This window comes from Pseudomonas sp. NBRC 100443, assembly GCF_030268185.1.
In the GTDB taxonomy this organism is placed as follows: Bacteria; Pseudomonadota; Gammaproteobacteria; order Pseudomonadales; family Pseudomonadaceae; genus Pseudomonas; species Pseudomonas citronellolis.
Window position 1 is genome coordinate 93862 of sequence record NZ_BSQE01000003.1, and the last position, 18388, is coordinate 112249.

Below are 18388 nucleotides of genomic sequence, written 5' to 3' on the forward strand. Positions count from 1 at the left end.
CCAGCTCCAATCCTGCCTTACGCCAACTCCAACACCCGATCCACCAACTTGTTGATCCCGCTGGCCGCCTCGGCGATGTTCTGCGCCAGCATGTAGGCCGGGGTGGTCACCAGCTTGTGGCGGCTGTCCTCGACTATCTCGTCCACCGGGCAGTCGACGTGCTTGGCGCCCATGCGGGTGAGGGCGGCGGCGGTGTCGGCGTCGCAGCCGATGGTGCATTCGATGCCCGGGCCGTAGATGCGCTCGGCCATGGCCGGAGCGATACAGATCAGGCCCACCGGCTTGTGCGCGGCGGCGAAGGCCTTGGCCAGGGCCAGCACGTCCGACTCGACCTCGCACCGGTCGCCCTCGAAGGCGAAGTTGCACAGGTTCTTCGCTGCGCCGAAGCCGCCGGGGACGATCAGCGCGTCGAAGTCCTCGACCTTCGCCTCGCGCACGTCCTTGATCTCGCCGCGGGCGATGCGCGCGGATTCCACCAGCACGTTGCGGCTCTCCGGCATTTCCTCGCCGGTGAGGTGGTTGACCACGTGGTGCTGGGCGATGTCCGGGGCGAAGCACTGCACCTGCGCGCCGCGCTGGGACAGGCGCAGCAGGGTGATCACGCTTTCGTGGATCTCGGCGCCGTCGTAGACGCCGCAGCCGGAGAGGATGACGGCAACTTTCTTGTGCATGCAGGTACTCCTGGTTCGGGGTTGGCCGGAGGTGGCGACGTGGCTGTCGCCATATGCCGGCCGGGTTGTCACCGGCGGCCGTTGTAGCCGGGCGCCAGAGGACTAGGATCGGTATCCATAAGCATAACGATTCGGTCGCGCCATGAACTACATCCTCTTCGCGGTGCCGTTCTTCTTCCTGCTGATCGCGCTGGAGCTGCTGGCCGACCGCTGGCGCGGCACCTCCACCTATCGCCTGAGCGACGCCCTGAACAGCCTCAGCGCCGGGGTGCTGTCCACCACCAGCGGCCTGCTGACCAAGGGCATCGGCCTGGTCACCTACGTGTTCGCCTGGCAGCACCTGGCGCTCTTCGAGCTGTCCGCGCAAAGCGCCTGGGTCTGGGTGTTCGCCTTCGTCTTCTACGACTTCTGCTACTACTGGAACCACCGCCTGGGCCACGAGCGCGGCATCCTCTGGGCGGCCCACGCGGTGCACCACCAGAGCGAGGAATACAACCTCAGCACGGCGCTGCGGCAGACCAGCACGGGCTTCCTGTTCGGCTGGATCTTCTACCTGCCGATGGCCGTGGCCGGCGTGCCGCCGCTGGTGTTCGTCAGCGTGGCGGCGCTTAACCTGCTCTACCAGTTCTGGGTGCACACCCGGCACATTCCCAAGCTCGGCTGGTTCGAATGGTTCTTCGTCAGCCCGTCGAACCACCGGGTGCACCATGCGCAGAACCCTGTCTACATGGATCGCAACTACGGCGGCGTGTTCATTCTCTGGGATCGCCTGTTCGGTACCTTCCAGGAGGAGCTGGACGAGGAGCCTGTGGTGTTCGGGGTGACCGTGCCGCTGGCCAGCTGGAACCCGCTGTGGGCCAACCTGCAGGTCTATGCCGCGCTGTGGAACGATGCGCGGCGGGCGGGCAACAGGTGGGACAAGCTGCGTATCTGGTTCATGCGCACCGGCTGGCGTCCGGCCGACGTGGCGGCGCGCTACCCGCTGCAGAAGCCCGACCTGGCGGCCTTCCGCAAGTTCGAGGTGCCGCTGTCCCGCGGCCGGCAGTGGTACGCCACCGTGCAGTTCGCCGGCTACGTGGTCGGCGGCACTTTGCTGCTGGGGCTGGGGGAGCGCTGGCCGCTGCCGGCGCTGCTGCTGGGCTGGGCGTGGATGGCCTGCGGCCTGTTCGTCATCGGCGCCTGGCTGGAGAACCGCGCCTGGGCGCCGCGGCTGGAAGGGCTGCGCCTATTGCTGAACCTGCCTTGGGTGGCGATCACTGCCGCAGCGGCCGGCCTGGCGCTGCCGGGGTGGGCGCTGGCGCTGCTGGGCGCCCATGCCGCCCTCAGCCTGCTGGCGCTGTGGGGCCTGCGCCACGAGGGGCGACAGGCGCAGCCGGCCTGATCAGTTGCCGTTGCGGCTGTTCTTGATGCGCCGGTGCAGCCACAGCAGCAGGCCGATGGCGAGCAGGCCGCCGAGGACCATGAGTTCGTACTTCTTGATGTTGCCCAGCACGCCTTCGAGCACGCTGCCGAAGTAGTACGCCGCCGAGCCGAGCGCGCTGGCCCAGACGATGGCGCCCAGGCCGTTGAGCAGCAGGTAGCGGCCCGGCGGGTAGCCGGACAGGCCGATGGCCACCGGCATCACCGTGCGCAGGCCGTAGACGAAGCGGAAGCTCAGCACCCACAGGTCCGGGCGCCGCCGCACGTGCTCCAGGGCGCGGTCGCCGAGCTTCTGCCAGCGCGGCTTGCGCGCCAGCAGCTTGCGCCCGTGGCGGCGGCCGAGGAAGTACCAGAGCTGGTCGCCCGCGTAGCTGCCGAGGAAGGCCACGGCGATCACGTATTCGAGCTGCATGTAGCCGCGGAAGGCAAGGAAGCCGGCCAGCACCAGAATGGTCTCGCCCTCGAAGAAGGTGCCGAGGAACAGGGCCACATAGCCGAAATCCTGCAGGAATTGTTGGAGCATTATCGAGGCAACGCAGCAAAATGAACGCGCAGCCTAACGCGGTTGTCGTCCGGGGGGAAGGCACCTGCTGGCGGCTTGCTGGCCTTTGCATGGCCCGGGCCGCCTACTTTGGTCGTATGCTGCGGTTTCGGGTCCCTGCGACCGGTTGCCGCGACCCCGGGTCACTGTTACCCCTTGTTACCAATCGGTCATAATCCCCGACTATAACTGTCACACTGTGCCTGTCGTCAGGGCCCTGGAGTACGCCGTGAGCTTCATTTCCGCCGAACGCGCCTTCCCCTTCACCCGCCTGCGCCGCAACCGCCGCGACGAGTTCTCCCGTCGCCTGGTGCGCGAGAACGTGCTGAGCGTCGACGACCTCATCCTTCCGGTGTTCGTCCTCGACGGCAAGAACCAGCGCGAGGCCATCGCCTCGATGCCGGGCGTCGAGCGCCTGTCCATCGACCTGCTGCTGCAGGAAGCCGAGCAACTGGTGGAGCTGGGCATCCCGGCGCTGGCGCTGTTCCCGGTCACGCCGCTGGAGAAGAAGTCCCTCGACGGCGCCGAGGCCTACAACCCCGAGGGCATCGCCCAGCGCGCCACCCGCGCCCTGCGCGAGCGCTTCCCGGAGCTGGGTATCATCACCGACGTGGCCCTGGACCCGTTCACCATCCACGGCCAGGACGGCATCCTCGACGAGAACGGCTACGTGATGAACGACGAGTCGGTGGACGTACTGGTCAAGCAGGCGCTGTCCCATGCCGAGGCCGGCGCCCAGGTGGTGGCTCCCTCGGACATGATGGACGGCCGCATCGGCGCCATCCGCGAGGCGCTGGAATCCACCGGGCACATCAACACCCGGATCATGGCCTACTCGGCCAAGTACGCCAGCGCCTACTACGGCCCGTTCCGCGACGCGGTCGGCTCCGCCGCCAACCTCGGCAAGGGCAGCAAGGCCACCTACCAGATGGACCCGGGCAACAGCGACGAGGCGCTGCACGAGATCGCCGCCGACCTCGCCGAAGGCGCCGACATGATCATGGTCAAGCCGGGCATGCCCTACCTGGACATCGTCCGCCGGGCCAAGGACGAATTCCGCGCGCCGACCTTCGTCTACCAGGTCAGCGGCGAATACGCGATGCACATGGCGGCCATCGAGAATGGCTGGCTCAGCGAGGCGGTGATTCTCGAATCGCTGCTGGCCTTCAAGCGCGCCGGCGCTGATGGCATCCTGACCTACTTCGCCAAACGTGCGGCAGAACAACTGAAAAGGGGGCGCTGACGCCCCCGCGACGAGACTTGCGATGAATACCGAAGGCCAGAACGCTACCGACCTGATCGAAACCGAAGTGACTGTCAGCGAGACCCTGGAGACCGTCGAGGTCCCCGTGGTCGCCGAACCCCCCGTGGAGGCGCCCGCCGCCCCGGCGGTGGCGGTGAACGTCGACGACAGCGCCCTCTACATTCATCGCGAGCTGTCGCAGCTGCAGTTCAACATCCGCGTGCTGGAGCAGGCGCTGGACGAGTCCTACCCGCTGCTCGAGCGTTTGAAGTTCCTGCTGATCTTCTCCAGCAACCTCGACGAGTTCTTCGAGATCCGCGTCGCCGGGCTGAAGAAGCAGATCACCTTCGCCCGCGAGCAGGCCGGCGCCGACGGCCTGCTGCCGCACCAGGCCCTGGCGCGGATCAGCGAGCAGGTGCACGAGCAGGTCGGCCGCCAGTACGCCATCCTCAACGACATCCTGCTGCCGGAGCTGGCCAAGCACGGCGTGCGCTTCATCCGCCGGCGCTACTGGACGCCGAAGATCAAGGCTTGGGTGCGGCGCTTCTTCCGCGACGAGATCGCCCCGATCATCACCCCCATCGGCCTCGACCCGACCCACCCGTTCCCGCTGCTGGTGAACAAGAGCCTGAACTTCGTGGTCGAGCTGGAGGGGATGGACGCCTTCGGCCGCGACTCCGGCCTTGCGATCATCCCGGCGCCGCGCTCGCTGCCGCGGATCATCCGCCTGCCCGAGGACGTGGCCGGGGAGGGCGACAACTACGTGTTCCTCTCCTCGATGATCCACGCCCACGCCGACGACCTGTTCTCCGGCATGAAGGTCAAGGGCTGCTACCAGTTCCGCCTGACGCGTAACGCCGACCTCTCGGTGGACGCCGAAGACGTCGAGGACCTGGCCCGCGCGCTGCGCGGCGAGCTGTTCTCGCGGCGCTACGGCGACGCCGTGCGCCTGGAGGTGGTGGACACCTGCCCGGCGCACCTGTCCAACTACCTGCTCAAGCAGTTCGGCCTGGCCGAGAGCGAGCTGTACAAGGTCAGCGGCCCGGTCAACCTGACCCGCCTGTTCAGCGTCACCGGCCTGGCCAGCCATCCGGAGCTGCAGTACCCGCCGTTCACCCCGACCATTCCGAAGCTGCTGCAGAAGAAGGAGAACATGTTCGGCGTGCTGGCCAAGCTGGACGTGCTGCTGATGCACCCCTTCGAATCCTTCACCCCGGTGGTTGACCTGCTGCGCCAGGCGGCCAAGGACCCGAACGTGCTGGCCATCAAGCAGACCCTGTACCGCTCCGGGGCCAACTCGGAAATCGTCGACGCCCTGGTGGAAGCGGCGCGCAACGGCAAGGAGGTCACCGCGGTGATCGAGCTGCGCGCGCGCTTCGACGAGGAGTCCAACCTGCAGCTGGCCAGCCGCCTGCAGCAGGCCGGCGCGGTGGTGATCTACGGCGTGGTTGGCTTCAAGACCCACGCCAAGATGATGCTCATCCTCCGCCGCGAGGACGGCGAGCTGCGCCGCTACGCGCACCTGGGCACCGGCAACTACCACGCCGGCAACGCCCGCCTGTACACCGACTACAGCCTGCTCACCGCCGACGTGGCGCTGTGCGAGGACCTGCACAAGCTGTTCAACCAGCTGATCGGCATGGGCAAGACGCTGCGCATGAAGAAGCTGCTGCACGCGCCCTTCACGCTGAAGAAGAACCTGCTGGAGATGATCAACCGCGAGGCGGCCCAGGCCGCCGAAGGCAAGCCGGCGCACATCATGGCCAAGGTCAACTCGCTGACCGACCCGAAGGTCATCCGCGCGCTGTACAAGGCCAGCCAGGCGGGGGTGAAGATCGACCTGGTGGTGCGCGGCATGTGCTGCCTGCGCCCAGGCGTGCCGGGGGTGTCGCACAACATCCAGGTGCGCTCGATCATCGGCCGCTTCCTCGAACACAGCCGCATCTACTACTTCCTCAACGGCGGCGACGAGAAGCTCTACCTCTCCAGCGCCGACTGGATGGAGCGCAACCTCGACATGCGCGTGGAGACCTGCTTCCCGGTGGAAGGCAAGAAGCTGGTGCAGCGGGTGAAAAAGGAGCTGGAACTGTACCTGGCCGACAACACCCAGGCCTGGGTGCTGCAGGCCGACGGCAGCTACCAGCGCCTGAACCCCACCGGCAACCAGAACCCGCGCAACGCCCAGGCCATGCTGCTGGAGCGCCTGTGCACGCCGGTGATCAACGGACGCTGAGCCGCCTTGGTCCCGAAAAGCCCCGCCGCGCAAGCGCCGGGGCTTTTTCATGGGCTCATCGCTCCTACAGGGGAATGGCGCGGGTGGGGCAGCGTAGGAGCGGATCTCATCCGCGAATCGCGCCGGGGGTTGCGGCTATCGCGGAGAAGCTCCGCTACGGTCCAGGTTGGCACGGCTTCTTGTAGGAGCGGGCCCTGCCCGCGAATCGCGCGCAGGGCGCGCTCCTACAGGGGAATGGCGTGGGTGGGGCAGCGTAAGCGGATCTCATCCGCGAATCGCGCCGGGGGTTCCGGCTATCGCGGAGAAGCTCCGCTCCTACGGTCGAGGTTGGTGCGGCTTCTTGTAGGAGCGGGCCCTGCCCGCGATTCGCGCGCAGGGCGCGCTCCTACAGGGGAATGGTGTGGGTGGGGCAGCGTAGGATCTCATCCGCGAATCGCGCCGGAGGTTGTGGCTATCGCGGAGAAGCTCCGCTCCTACGGTCGAGGTTGGTGCGGCTTCTTGGAGCGGGCCCTGCCCGCGAATCGCGCGCAGGGCGCGCTCCTACAGGGGAATGGTGTGGGTGGGGCAGCGTAAGCGGGCCCTGCCCGCGATTCGCGCGCAGGGGAATGGCGGGGGTGGGGCCGTGGCCGTCGTAGGATGGGTTGAGCGAAGCGATACCCATCACCAAGCACCGCATGGGTTTCGCAGGCTCAACCCATCCTACGAAGAGCGCCTCGGTGCAGTCGGCTCCCTCAGCTCACGCTCAACTGGTACCCCACGCGCTGCAGCCAGCCGGCTTCCTGTTCGAAGTCGGCCTGGGTCAGCGGGTTGGCTTCCAGCCAGCCCTTGGGGAAGCGCACTTCCAGGCTCTTCGAACCCACCTTGAGGGTGACGTCCGGCATTTCCTGGGTGCCGCGGATGTGGTGGAAGAGGATGGCGAAGCGCAGCACGATGCACAGGCGGATCAGCTTGTCGCCCTCCGGGCCCAGCTCGGCGAAGCGGTCCGCCGGGATGTTGCGGCGATGGCCGCGCACCAGCAGCGCCAGCACCTGCTGGTCCTCGCGGGAGAAGCCGGCCAGGTCCGAGTGCTCGATCAGGTAGGCGCCGTGCTTGTGGTAGTGGTAGTGGGCGATGTCCAGGCCCAGCTCGTGGGTGCGCGCGGCCCAGCCGAGCAGTTCGCGGTGCCAGTCGTCCTGCAGGCTCCAGGGCTCAGCCACCTGCTCCAGCGCCTGGAGGGCCTTGGCCTCGACGCGGGCGGCCTGGTCGAGGTCGACGTGGTAGCGCTCGATCAGCGCGCTGATGGTGCGCTCGCGCACGTCTTCATGGTGATGACGGCCGAGCAGGTCGTAGAGCACGCCTTCGCGCAGGGCGCCTTCGGAGTGCTGCATCTGCTTGAGTTCCAGCGCGTCGAACAGCGCTTCGACGATGGCCAGGCCGGCCGGGAAGATCGGCCGGCGGTCCGGCTTGATGCCGTCCAGGTCGAGCTTGTCCACGTCGCCCAGCTTCAGCACCTTGCGCTTGAGCCAGGCCAGGCCGTCGGGGTTGATCTCGCCGTTGCCGTGGCCGCCGGCCTGGATCGCCAGGCACACCGCGCGGATGGTGCCGGAGGCGCCCAGGGCCTCGTCCCAACCCAGGCGGCGCAGGCTGTTCTCGATGCCCATCAGCTCCAGGCGCGCCGAGGTGTAGGCCTGGGCGTAGCGGGCCGGGGTGATCTTGCCGTCCTTGAAGTAGCGCTGGGTGTAGCTGACGCAGCCCATCTGCAGGCTCTCGCGCAGCTGCGACTCGAAGCGCTGGCCGATGATGAACTCGGTGCTGCCGCCGCCGATGTCGGCCACCAGGCGGCGCCCGGTGGTGTCCGGCAGGGTGTGCGAGACGCCCAGGTAGATCAGGCGCGCTTCCTCGCGGCCGGAGATGACTTCCACCGGGTGACCGAGGATTTCCTCGGCGCGGCGGGTGAATTCGTTGCGGTTGCGCGCCTCGCGCAGGGCGTTGGTGCCGACCACCCGCACCGAGCCCGGCGGCATGCCGTTGATCAGCTGGGCGAAGCGCCGCAGGCAGTCCAGGCCGCGCTGCATGGCTTCTTCGTTGAGCAGGCGGTCCTCGCCGATGCCGGCGGCCAGCTGGACCTTCTCGCCGAGCCGCTCGAGGATGCGGATCTCGCCATGATCGGCCTTGGCCAAGACCATGTGGAAGCTGTTGGAACCCAGGTCCAGGGCGGCGATCAGCGGGAAGGTCTTGGCGGGGGTATGGGGCATGGTGCGAAGGTCCGTTTGTTAACCCCGCCATCCTGCCACGATAGCCCTCCGGTGCCAACGAACGCCGGGCCTTCGATCGGTTTCGCCGGGGCCGGCGATAGCGACACTCAATCGCCTGCGCCTTTCGGAAGGCGGCCAAGGCGGGCTATGATGGGCCCACTTTTTTCGCATCCGATTCCCACGGAGAGATTTCATGAGCGAACATATCGTCAGCGTTACCGATGCCAGCTTCGAGCAGGACGTGCTGAAGGCCGATGGTCCTGTGCTGGTGGACTACTGGGCCGAATGGTGCGGTCCGTGCAAGATGATCGCGCCGGTACTGGACGAGATCGCCAAGGACTATCAGGGCAAGCTGAAAGTCTGCAAGCTGAACATCGACGAGAACCAGGAAACCCCGCCGAAGTACGGCGTGCGCGGTATCCCGACGCTGATGCTGTTCAAGGGCGGCAACGTCGAGGCCACCAAGGTCGGCGCCCTGTCCAAGTCGCAACTGGCGGCCTTCCTCGACAGCAACATCTGAGTCGAGACAGCCCCCGGAAAAGCCCCGCACGACGCGGGGCTTTTTTCATTCCGTCCCCTAGACGCCCCTTGGCGCGGGTGTTACATTCGGGCCTGCAACGTTGTTTTACGTTGTCCCCTGCAAGCCGTCGCCGACGCACTTCCTATTCGAATTTCCAAGCGATCCTGTCGTCACTCTGCGGCACGGCATTAACGAGCTCACATGCTTGTTTCCCCTTTCCTCATATCTATCTAACACCTCCTTCTTATGAATCTGACCGAACTCAAGCAAAAGCCGATTACCGAATTGCTGGAAATGTCCGATGCCATGGGCCTGGAAAACATGGCCCGTTCGCGCAAGCAGGACATCATCTTCGCGCTGCTGAAGAAGCACGCGAAGAGCGGCGAGGAAATCTCCGGTGACGGCGTGCTGGAGATTCTCCAGGACGGCTTCGGCTTCCTGCGCTCCGCCGACTCCTCGTACCTGGCCGGCCCGGACGACATCTACGTCTCGCCCAGCCAGATCCGCCGCTTCAACCTGCGCACCGGGGACACCATCGTCGGCAAGATTCGCCCGCCGAAGGAAGGTGAGCGTTACTTCGCCCTGCTCAAGGTCGATTCGATCAACTTCGATCGTCCGGAGAACGCGAAGAACAAGATCCTGTTCGAGAACCTGACGCCGCTGTTCCCGACCAAGCGCCTGACCATGGAAGCCGGCAACGGCTCCACCGAGGACCTCACCGGCCGGGTGATCGACCTCTGCTCGCCGATCGGCAAGGGCCAGCGCGGCCTGATCGTCGCACCGCCGAAAGCCGGCAAGACCATCATGCTGCAGAACATCGCGGCCAACATCGCCCGCAACAATCCCGAGTGCCACCTGATCGTCCTGCTGATCGACGAGCGCCCGGAAGAAGTGACCGAGATGCAGCGCACCGTGCGCGGCGAAGTGGTCGCCTCCACCTTCGACGAACCGCCGACCCGCCACGTGCAGGTCGCCGAGATGGTGATCGAGAAGGCCAAGCGCCTGGTCGAGCACAAGAAGGACGTGATCATCCTGCTCGACTCCATCACCCGCCTGGCGCGTGCCTACAACACCGTGATCCCCAGCTCCGGCAAGGTGCTCACCGGTGGTGTCGACGCCCACGCCCTGGAGAAGCCCAAGCGCTTCTTCGGCGCCGCGCGCAACATCGAGGAAGGCGGCTCGCTGACCATCCTCGCCACCGCGCTGATCGAGACCGGCTCGAAGATGGACGAGGTGATCTACGAGGAATTCAAGGGTACCGGCAACTCGGAACTCATCCTCGACCGTCGCATCTCCGAGAAGCGCGTGTTCCCGGCGATCAACATCAACCGCTCGGGCACCCGCCGCGAAGAGCTGCTGACCGGCGAGGAAGAGCTGCAGCGCATGTGGATCCTGCGCAAGATCCTGCACCCGATGGACGAGATCGCCGCCGTCGAGTTCCTGCTGGACAAGCTCAAGCAGACCAAGACCAACGACGAGTTCTTCGACTCGATGAAGCGCAGCAAGTAAGCGCCGCTGGTTGATCGCTGCAAGCCACGAGGCCGGGGAAACCCGGCCTTCGTGTTTCTGCGAAGTGGTGTTAAAGGCTAAACTGTCGCATCTTCGCCTACGCCATCGAGACTTCCATGCAGTATCGCGACCTGCGCGAGTTCATCGCCGCCCTGGAGCAGCGCGGCCAGCTCAAGCGCATCCAGGTGCCGGTGTCCCCGGTGCTGGAAATGACCGAGGTGTGCGACCGCACCCTGCGGGCCAAGGGCCCGGCCCTGCTGTTCGAGAAACCCACCGGCTTCGACGTGCCCGTGCTCGGCAACCTGTTCGGCACCCCCGAGCGCGTGGCCCTGGGCATGGGCGCCGAGGACGTCTCCGAACTGCGCGAGATCGGCAAGCTGCTGGCCTTCCTCAAGGAGCCGGAGCCGCCCAAGGGCCTGAAGGACGCCTGGAGCAAGCTGCCGATCTTCAGGAAGGTCATCAGCATGGCGCCGAAGGTGCTCAAGGACGCGCCCTGTCAGGAGGTCATCGAAGAGGGCGAGGCGGTCGACCTGGGCAGGCTGCCGGTGCAGACCTGCTGGCCCGGCGACGTTGCGCCGCTGATCACCTGGGGCCTGACCGTCACCCGCGGGCCGAACAAGGAACGGCAGAACCTCGGCATCTACCGCCAGCAGGTGATCGGCCGCAACAAGGTCATCATGCGCTGGCTCAGCCACCGCGGCGGCGCCCTGGACTACCGCGAGTGGTGCCAGAAACACCCGGACCAGCCCTACCCGGTGGCCGTGGCACTGGGCGCGGACCCGGCGACCATCCTCGGCGCCGTGACGCCGGTGCCCGACACCCTCTCCGAATACGCCTTCGCCGGGCTGCTGCGCGGCCACCGCACCGAACTGGTGAAGTGCATCGGCAGCGACCTGCAGGTGCCGGCCAGCGCCGAGATCGTCCTGGAAGGGGTGATCCACCCCGGCGAGATGGCCGACGAAGGCCCCTACGGCGACCACACCGGCTACTACAACGAGGTGGACCGCTTCCCGGTGTTCACCGTCGAGCGCATCACCCGCCGCCAAAAGCCGATCTACCACAGCACCTACACCGGCCGCCCGCCGGACGAGCCGGCGATCCTCGGGGTGGCGCTGAACGAAGTCTTCGTGCCCATCCTGCAGAAGCAGTTCCCCGAGATCACCGACTTCTACCTGCCGCCCGAGGGCTGTTCGTACCGCATGGCGGTGGTGACCATGAAGAAGCAGTACCCCGGCCACGCCAAGCGCGTCATGCTGGGCGTGTGGTCGTTCCTGCGACAGTTCATGTACACCAAGTTCGTCATAGTCACGGACGATGACATCAACGCGCGGGACTGGAACGACGTGATCTGGGCGATAACCACGCGCATGGACCCCAAGCGCGACACGGTGATGATCGACAACACGCCGATCGACTACCTCGACTTCGCCTCGCCGATCTCCGGCCTGGGCTCGAAGATGGGCCTGGACGCCACCCACAAGTGGCCCGGCGAGACCAGCCGCGAATGGGGCCGCGCCATCGTCAAGGACGAGGCGGTGAGCCGTCGCGTCGATGAGCTGTGGGCCAGTCTGGGGATAGATTGAGCTGGAAGCTGGAAGCTAGAAGCGGTTTTTTTACTTCCAGCTTCTGGCTTCCAGCTTCCAGCTCTCCAAGCTATAGAAAAAAGAGATCGATCATTTGAGAGTGACCTTGCAACCCTCCGGCGCCCAGCTTGAACTGCGCCCCGGCGAACGCATTCTCGACGGCGCGCGGCGCCTGGGCTACGACTGCCCGCAGAGCTGCCGCAACGGCAACTGCCACGTCTGCGCCGCGCTGCTGGTGGAAGGCAGCGTGCGCCAGGACGGCGAGGTGCGCGACCATGGCGAACTCTTCACCTGCCTGGCCGAACCGCTGGAAGACTGCGTGCTGCACTGGGACGGCGTGCTCGCCCCGGGCGAACTGCCGCTGCGCAAGCTGGCCTGCCAATTGACGCTGTGCGAAGCGGTGGGCGGCGACGTCTGGCGCGTGCGCCTGCGCGCCCCGGCCGGCAAGCCGCCGCGCTACCACGCCGGGCAATACCTGCTGATCGAGCGCGAGGACGGCAACGACTCGGCCTTCTCCCTGGCCTCGGCGCCCCACGAGGGGCGCGACCTGGAGCTGCACATCCTGGCGCGGGAGAACAGCGCCATCGAACTGCTCGGGCAACTGCAGCGCGAGCGTATCGCCCGCGTGCAGCTGCCCTTCGGCGACGCCCACCTGGCCGAGCTGCCCGAAGGCCCGCTGGTGCTGATCGCCGCCGGCACCGGCATGGCGCAGATGCACAGCCTGATCGAGCACTGCCGCGCCCAGGGCTTCGCCCACCCGGTGCACCTGTACTGGGGCGTGCGCCGGCCCGAGGACTTCTACGCGCTGCCGCACTGGGACGAATGGAAGGGCCTGGCCAACCTGCACCTGCACAAGGTGGTCAGCGACCTGTGCGGCTGGCAGGGCCGCTGCGGCCTGCTGCACGAGGCGGTGTGCGAGGACTTCCCCGACCTGGGCAGCCTGACCGTTTACGCCAGCGGCTCGCCGGCGATGGTCTACGCCACCCTCGACGCCCTGGTGGCCGCCGGCATGGACGCCCACCAGATGCGCGCCGACGTCTTCGCCTACGCGCCACGGGATTAAGGCAAGCGGGCCCTGCCCGCGATTCGCGCGCAGGGCGCGCTCCTACAGGGGGCACGGTGCTGGGGCAACCCGTAGGAGCGGATCTCATCCGCGAATCGCGCCGGTGGTTATGGCTATCGCGGAGAAGCTCCGCTCCTACAAAAACACCTCGGCGCGGTCCTCAGGGAAATACCGTCGTAGGATGGCGTTGAGCGAAGCGATACCCATCGCCACGGCAGCATGGGTTTCGCAGGCTCAACCCATCCTACGAAGAGCGCCCCGGCGCAGTCGGCAAGACGGTTGCTCCGGTATCGCTTCGTTCAACCCAACCTACGGCAACGCCAACGGAAACTCCGCGGCCAGGGTTTGCGCCAGCCAATCGCCGAACCACTCGATATCGGCGCTGCTCGGCCCCGGCGGGATCAGCAGTTGGTAGCTCTCCAGGCGCACCTGATTGGGAAGCGGCCGCACCAGCGCGCCGGATTCCAGCTCCTTGCGCACCAGCACGTCGTTGGCCAGGGCGATGCCGGCGCCGGCCTCGGCCATGGACAGCGCGTGGTCGTTGCTGACGTAGAGCACGTCGGGGCTGACGCGGATGTCCAGTTGATTGGCGGCGAACCAGGCGTTCCACCATTCGCCGTCGTGGACGTGGATCAGCTCGTGGCGCACCAGCTCCTCGGCGCTGTCCAGCGGGCCGTGGGCCGCCAGGTAGGCCGGCGAGCACACCGGGAATACCTGCGGGTGCAGCAGCGTGGCCTGGCTCTGCGGGTACTGCCCGGGCATGCCGTAGGCGATGCCCAGGTCGGCGCTGTTGCCGTCCACCTCGGTGAAGGTCGGGTTCGGCTCGATCGCCACCTTCAGCCCCGGGCGCTGCTGGCGCAGGGTTTCCAGGTGCGGCATCAGCCAGCGCTTGGCGAAGGCCGGCACCACCAGGATCTTCAGCCAGCGCGCCGAGCCGCCGGGTACCAGTTCGAGGCTGGCCTCGGCGATCTGCTGCAGGGCCGTGGATATCTTCGCGTAGTAGCGCTGCCCGGCCGGCGTCAGGCTGACGCCGCGCGGCGTGCGTTCCAGCAGCTGCACGCCCAGCCAGTCCTCCAGCAGGCGCACGTGGCGGCCGATGGCCGGCTGGGTGACGTGCAGCGCCCTGGAGGCGGCGACGTAGCTGCCCAGGCGCGCGGCCGCTTCGAAGGCGCGCACGGCGTTGAGCGGCGGCAAGCGGGGGAGTGACATGAGGGTGGGCCTCGTGCGTTGTTAAATTATTTAATATCGAATGTAAGAAAATTGAGCTTTTTGCTCAACCGCAATCTGGCCACACTCGGCCCCAGCAGCCTCACCACAAAACCAGCCGGTCACCGGCACACGCTGCAGCGCTTTCCCCATTCCTGCCACAACAAATACAAGCCTCCGCGCGCACCGCGCCAGCGGGGGAGGGAACCGGAGGTACATCCATGAGTGCCCTGCACAGCCTGCAGACGGCCGCCGTCTCCATCCGTTCGGTGCGCAAGGTCTACGGCGACCCCGACAGCGGCCCGGTGGCGCTGAAGAGCGTCGACCTGGACATCCGCGACAACGAATTCTTCACCCTGCTCGGGCCCTCCGGCTGCGGCAAGACCACCCTGCTGCGGATGATCGCCGGCTTCGAGTTCCCCACCGCCGGGGAAATCCTCCTCTACGGCGAGAACATCGCCGACCGCGCGCCCTACGATCGCCCGGTCAACACCGTGTTCCAGCACTACGCGCTGTTCCCGCACATGACCATTGCGCAGAACCTGGCCTTCGGCCTGGAGTCGCACCCCATGGGCCAGCGCCTGGGCAAGGCGGCCGTCGCCGAGCGGGTGCGCGAGATGCTCGCCCTGGTGCAGATGGAACGCTTCGCCGAGCGCCGCCCGACGCAGCTCTCCGGCGGCCAGCAGCAACGCGTGGCCCTGGCCCGCGCGCTGGCCCCGCACCCCAAGGTGCTGCTGCTCGACGAGCCGCTCTCGGCCCTGGACCTGAAGCTGCGCCAGGCCATGCGCGAGGAGCTCAAGACGATCCAGGCCAAGACCGGGATCACCTTCATCTTCGTCACCCATGACCAGGAAGAAGCCCTGACCATGTCCGACCGCATCGCCGTGCTGGCCAACGGCGAGGTGCAGCAGGTCGGCCGGCCGACGGACATCTACGAGCAGCCGCGCAACCGCTTCGTCGCCGACTTCATCGGCGAGACCAACTTCCTCCCGGCGCAGGTCGCCGAGCTGGCCGGGGAGCAGGCGCTGTTCCGCATCCCCGGCGGCCAGACGCTGCGCGCGGCGGGCCGCGAGGGCCTGCGCGAAGGTGCCGAGGTGACCCTGTCGATCCGCCCCGAGCGCCTGCGCCTGGTCGGCGCCGACACCCCGGACGCCACGCCCTGCACCCTGGTCGAACAGGTCTACCTGGGCACCGACCTGCAGTACCAGGTGCAGCTCGCCGACGGCACCCGCCTGCGCGTGCGCACGCCCAACAGCGCCGGGCAGAGCCAGCGCTTCGCCGCCGGCGAGCGCCTGGGCCTGCAGTTCGACCGCGACAGCGCCAGCGTGCTGCTGGACTGAGGAACCCGCCATGACCACTCTCACCGTACGCCCCGGCAACGCCCTGGAGCGGCGCCGGGCCCTGGCCGGCCTACTCGGCGTGTCGCCGGCGCTGCTGGCGATCGGCCTGTTCCTGGTGGTGCCGATCCTCATCGTCGCCGCCTACTCGCTGATGCAGGCCAACCCCTATGGCGGCGTCAACCACGTGTTCAGCAGCGACGCCTACGTCTCGCTGCTGTTCGAGCGCCAGCTGGACGACAGCCTGGCCTTCGCCGACTCCTACCTGGTCATCGCCCTGCGCTCGCTGGGCATCGCCACGGCCACCACCGTGATCACCCTGCTGGTGGGCTTCCCGGTGGCGGTCTGGCTGGCCATGCAGCCGGCGCGGCGGCACGGCCTGCTGATCTTCCTGATCACCGTGCCGTTCTGGGCCAACCTGCTGATCCGCACCTACGCCTGGATCCTGCTGCTGCGCGGCACCGGGGTGATCAACAACGGCCTCATGGGCCTGGGCCTGATCCACCAGCCGCTGCCGCTGCTGTACAACGACGGCGCGGTGCTGCTGGGCCTGGTCTACACCTACGCGCCCTTCGTGGTGCTGCCGATCTACTCGACCCTGGAGAAGATGGACATGCGTCTGCTGGAAGCCGCCCAGGACCTCTACGCCGGGCGCCTGCGCACCCTGCGCAAGGTGGTGCTGCCGATCGCCCGGCCGGGCATCCTGGCCGGCGCCATCCTCACCTTCGTGCCCTGCCTGGGCGCGATGATCGCCCCCGAGCTGCTCGGCGGCGGCACCAAGATGATGCTCGGCAACCTGATCTTCCGGCAGTTCGCCGACTCGCGTAACTGGCCCTTCGGCGCCGCCCTGTCGCTGGTGCTGATGGCGGCGGTGATGCTCGCCCTGACCTTCTACGCGATGCGCGCCGAGCGCCTGCGCGTCGCCCAGGGAGGTGTGTGATGCCGAGTCTGTTGCGCAAGCGCCGTCTCGGCGTGCAGGACTTCCCCGGCTTCGGCGGCTTCAGCCTGCTGTTCTACCTCTACCTGTACGCGCCCATCGTGGTGCTGGTGGTCTACTCGTTCAACGCCAACCAGTCCGCCACCGTGTGGACCGGCTTCAGCCTCGACTGGTACCGCGCCGCCTTCGCCAACCAGGCGCTGCGCAGCGCGGCCGGTAACAGCCTGCTGATCGCCGTGTGCGCCAGCATGATCGCCACTGCCATCGCCACTGCCATCGCCACCCTGGCCGCGCTGGGCACCTCGCGCGGGGCGAAGTTCAAGGGCATGCGCCTGTCCATGGGCGCCATCATGCTGCCGCTGGTGCTGCCGGAGATCGTCGTCGGCGTGGCCACCCTGGCGCTGTTCTCCAGCCTCGGCGTGTCGCTGGGCTATGGCAACCTGATCATCGCCCACACGGTGTTCTGCATTCCCTTCGCCTACCTGCCGATCCGCGCCCGCCTGGAGGACATGGACCTGTCCCTGGAGCAGGCCGCCGCCGACCTCTACGCCGGGCCCTGGCGGACCTTCCGCAAGGTCACCCTGCCGCTGCTGATGCCGGGGATCTTCTCCGGGCTGATGCTGGCCTTCATCGTCTCGCTGGATAACTTCGTGATCTCGATGATGGTCTCCCAGGCCGGCACCACCACCTTGCCGATCTTCATCTTCGGCCTGCTGCGGATGGGCGTCACGCCCGACGTCAACGCGGTGTCGACGCTGATCCTCGGGGTTTCCGTGTTCTTCGTCAGCCTTTCCTTCCTGCTCGGCAAAGCCAAAGCCTGAGCGCCACGCCACAACCGGGAGTCAACATGAGCAAGTCGATCGCAGTCATCGCCGCCACCCTGTCGCTGAGCCTGGCCGGCGCGGCCCACGCCGCCGGACAGGTCAACGTCATCAGCTGGAGCGGCTACTTCTCGCCGCAGATCCTGGAGAAGTTCGAGAAGCAGACCGGCATCAAGGTCACGGTGGATTCCTATGATTCCAACGAGACCCTGCTGGCCAAGCTCAAGCAGGGCGGCAGCGGCTACGACGTGGCCATCCCTTCGCACCAGTTCGTGCCCATCCTGGTCCACGAGAACCTGCTGGAGCGCTTCGATCCGATCAAGCAGCCGTACTACGCGAACATCGAGGACAACCTGCGCAAGCCCACCTGGGACCCGGAAGGCGGCTACTCGGTGCCCTTTATCTGGGGCACCACCAGCGTGGTCTACGACACCGCCACCTACAAGGGCCCGGCCGACAGCTACGCGCTGCTGTTCCAGCCGCCGCAGGAGCTGCAGGGCAAGATCAACATGCTCGACTCGGTCAACGAGGTGATGGACACCGCCAGCCTGTACCTGGGCGTGCCGCTGTGCAGCGAGGACCCGAAACAGGTGCAGCAGGTGCTGAACCTGCTCAAGGCGCAGAAGCCCTTCGTCAAGACGTACAGCTCCAAGGCCGGCTCGGTGCGCGAGAACCTCGCTTCCGGCGAGACCTCCATGTCGCTGTTCTGGGGCGGCTCGTCGCTGCGCGCCCGGGAGATGAAGCCGAGCCTGAAGTACCTCTACCCCAAGGAAGGCGTGATGGCCTGGGTGGACAACCTGGTGATCCCCAAGGGCAGCAAGAATCCTGACGCCGCCCGCCAGTTCATCGCCTTCATGAGCCAGCCGGAGAACTCGGCGATCACCCAGAACTTCCTCAAGCACCAGAGCCCGATCAAGGGCACCGACGCCTTCCTCGACCCGAGCCTGAAGGATGCGCCGGAGCTGCACATCCCCGAGGGCACCAAGGTGGTCTTCAGCAAGACCTGCGGCGAGGGCGCCATCCGCCTGGCCGACCGGCTGTGGACCAACCTGATGCGCTGACCGAAGGCGC

The 18388-nt window shown here is 67.0% G+C and carries 15 protein-coding genes; 11 read left to right on the top strand and 4 right to left on the bottom strand.

Annotated features, from left to right (window positions below):
- Positions 1 to 17 precede the first annotated feature (17 nt).
- On the bottom strand, positions 18 to 671 hold the full coding sequence (elbB, locus tag QSJ95_RS04635) for an isoprenoid biosynthesis glyoxalase ElbB (protein ID WP_009615059.1): 654 nt from the start codon (positions 669 to 671) through the stop codon (positions 18 to 20).
- Between the two features lie 142 nt (positions 672 to 813).
- Between elbB and QSJ95_RS04640 the strand changes: the two genes are divergently transcribed.
- Positions 814 to 2052 (top strand): sterol desaturase family protein, encoded by a 1239-nt coding sequence (locus QSJ95_RS04640; RefSeq protein WP_285640439.1) that lies wholly within the window; start codon positions 814 to 816, stop codon positions 2050 to 2052.
- Here QSJ95_RS04640 and QSJ95_RS04645 read toward each other — a convergent pair whose 3' ends face one another.
- The gene (locus tag QSJ95_RS04645) at positions 2053 to 2616 is read right to left on the bottom strand and encodes a DedA family protein (protein ID WP_099049022.1); all 564 of its coding nucleotides are present in this window, start codon (positions 2614 to 2616) and stop codon (positions 2053 to 2055) included.
- A 244-nt stretch (positions 2617 to 2860) separates the two neighbouring features.
- On the opposite strand from QSJ95_RS04645, the gene hemB reads away from it, so the two are divergent.
- A complete protein-coding gene (gene hemB, locus QSJ95_RS04650) occupies positions 2861 to 3874 on the top strand; it encodes a porphobilinogen synthase (RefSeq protein ID WP_009615065.1) in 1014 nt (337 codons plus the stop codon).
- Positions 3875 to 3896: 22 nt separating this feature from the next.
- Positions 3897 to 6107 (top strand): polyphosphate kinase 1, encoded by a 2211-nt coding sequence (gene ppk1 / locus QSJ95_RS04655; RefSeq protein ID WP_009615067.1) that lies wholly within the window; start codon positions 3897 to 3899, stop codon positions 6105 to 6107.
- A 731-nt stretch (positions 6108 to 6838) separates the two neighbouring features.
- Here the strand turns inward: ppk1 and ppx are convergent.
- On the bottom strand, positions 6839 to 8341 hold the full coding sequence (gene ppx, locus QSJ95_RS04660) for an exopolyphosphatase (protein WP_009615068.1): 1503 nt from the start codon (positions 8339 to 8341) through the stop codon (positions 6839 to 6841).
- A gap of 193 nt (positions 8342 to 8534) precedes the next feature.
- Here ppx and trxA point away from each other — a divergent pair, with 193 nt between their 5' ends.
- The 4 genes from trxA to QSJ95_RS04680 all read left to right on the top strand — a co-directional run bounded on the left by trxA (position 8535) and on the right by QSJ95_RS04680 (position 13016).
- Positions 8535 to 8861, top strand: coding sequence for a thioredoxin TrxA (gene trxA, locus QSJ95_RS04665; RefSeq protein ID WP_009615069.1), 327 nt, complete (start codon positions 8535 to 8537; stop codon positions 8859 to 8861).
- A 246-nt stretch (positions 8862 to 9107) separates the two neighbouring features.
- Positions 9108 to 10370, top strand: coding sequence for a transcription termination factor Rho (gene rho, locus QSJ95_RS04670; protein ID WP_009615070.1), 1263 nt, complete (start codon positions 9108 to 9110; stop codon positions 10368 to 10370).
- A gap of 116 nt (positions 10371 to 10486) precedes the next feature.
- Positions 10487 to 11953, top strand: a complete 1467-nt coding sequence (gene ubiD, locus QSJ95_RS04675; RefSeq protein WP_009615071.1) for a 4-hydroxy-3-polyprenylbenzoate decarboxylase — start codon at positions 10487 to 10489, stop codon at positions 11951 to 11953.
- Positions 11954 to 12047: 94 nt separating this feature from the next.
- A complete protein-coding gene (locus tag QSJ95_RS04680; RefSeq protein WP_043316391.1) occupies positions 12048 to 13016 on the top strand; it encodes a CDP-6-deoxy-delta-3,4-glucoseen reductase in 969 nt (322 codons plus the stop codon).
- Positions 13017 to 13325: 309 nt separating this feature from the next.
- On the opposite strand, the gene QSJ95_RS04685 is transcribed toward QSJ95_RS04680, so the two are convergent.
- A complete protein-coding gene (locus QSJ95_RS04685) occupies positions 13326 to 14225 on the bottom strand; it encodes a LysR substrate-binding domain-containing protein (RefSeq protein ID WP_285640449.1) in 900 nt (299 codons plus the stop codon).
- Positions 14226 to 14443: 218 nt separating this feature from the next.
- Between QSJ95_RS04685 and QSJ95_RS04690 the strand changes: the two genes are divergently transcribed.
- From QSJ95_RS04690 to QSJ95_RS04705, 4 genes are read left to right on the top strand one after another with little or no spacing between them, the layout of a single operon-like run.
- A complete protein-coding gene (locus QSJ95_RS04690; RefSeq protein WP_285640451.1) occupies positions 14444 to 15562 on the top strand; it encodes an ABC transporter ATP-binding protein in 1119 nt (372 codons plus the stop codon).
- Between the two features lie 10 nt (positions 15563 to 15572).
- Entirely contained in the window at positions 15573 to 16499 is a 927-nt protein-coding gene (locus QSJ95_RS04695; RefSeq protein WP_285640453.1) for an ABC transporter permease, read from the top strand.
- Positions 16499 to 17317, top strand: coding sequence for an ABC transporter permease (locus tag QSJ95_RS04700; RefSeq protein WP_285640455.1), 819 nt, complete (start codon positions 16499 to 16501; stop codon positions 17315 to 17317). Before QSJ95_RS04695 ends, QSJ95_RS04700 begins: the two co-directional genes overlap by 1 nt.
- Before the next feature lie 26 nt (positions 17318 to 17343).
- On the top strand, positions 17344 to 18378 hold the full coding sequence (locus tag QSJ95_RS04705; protein ID WP_285640457.1) for an ABC transporter substrate-binding protein: 1035 nt from the start codon (positions 17344 to 17346) through the stop codon (positions 18376 to 18378).
- Positions 18379 to 18388: the final 10 nt, after the last annotated feature.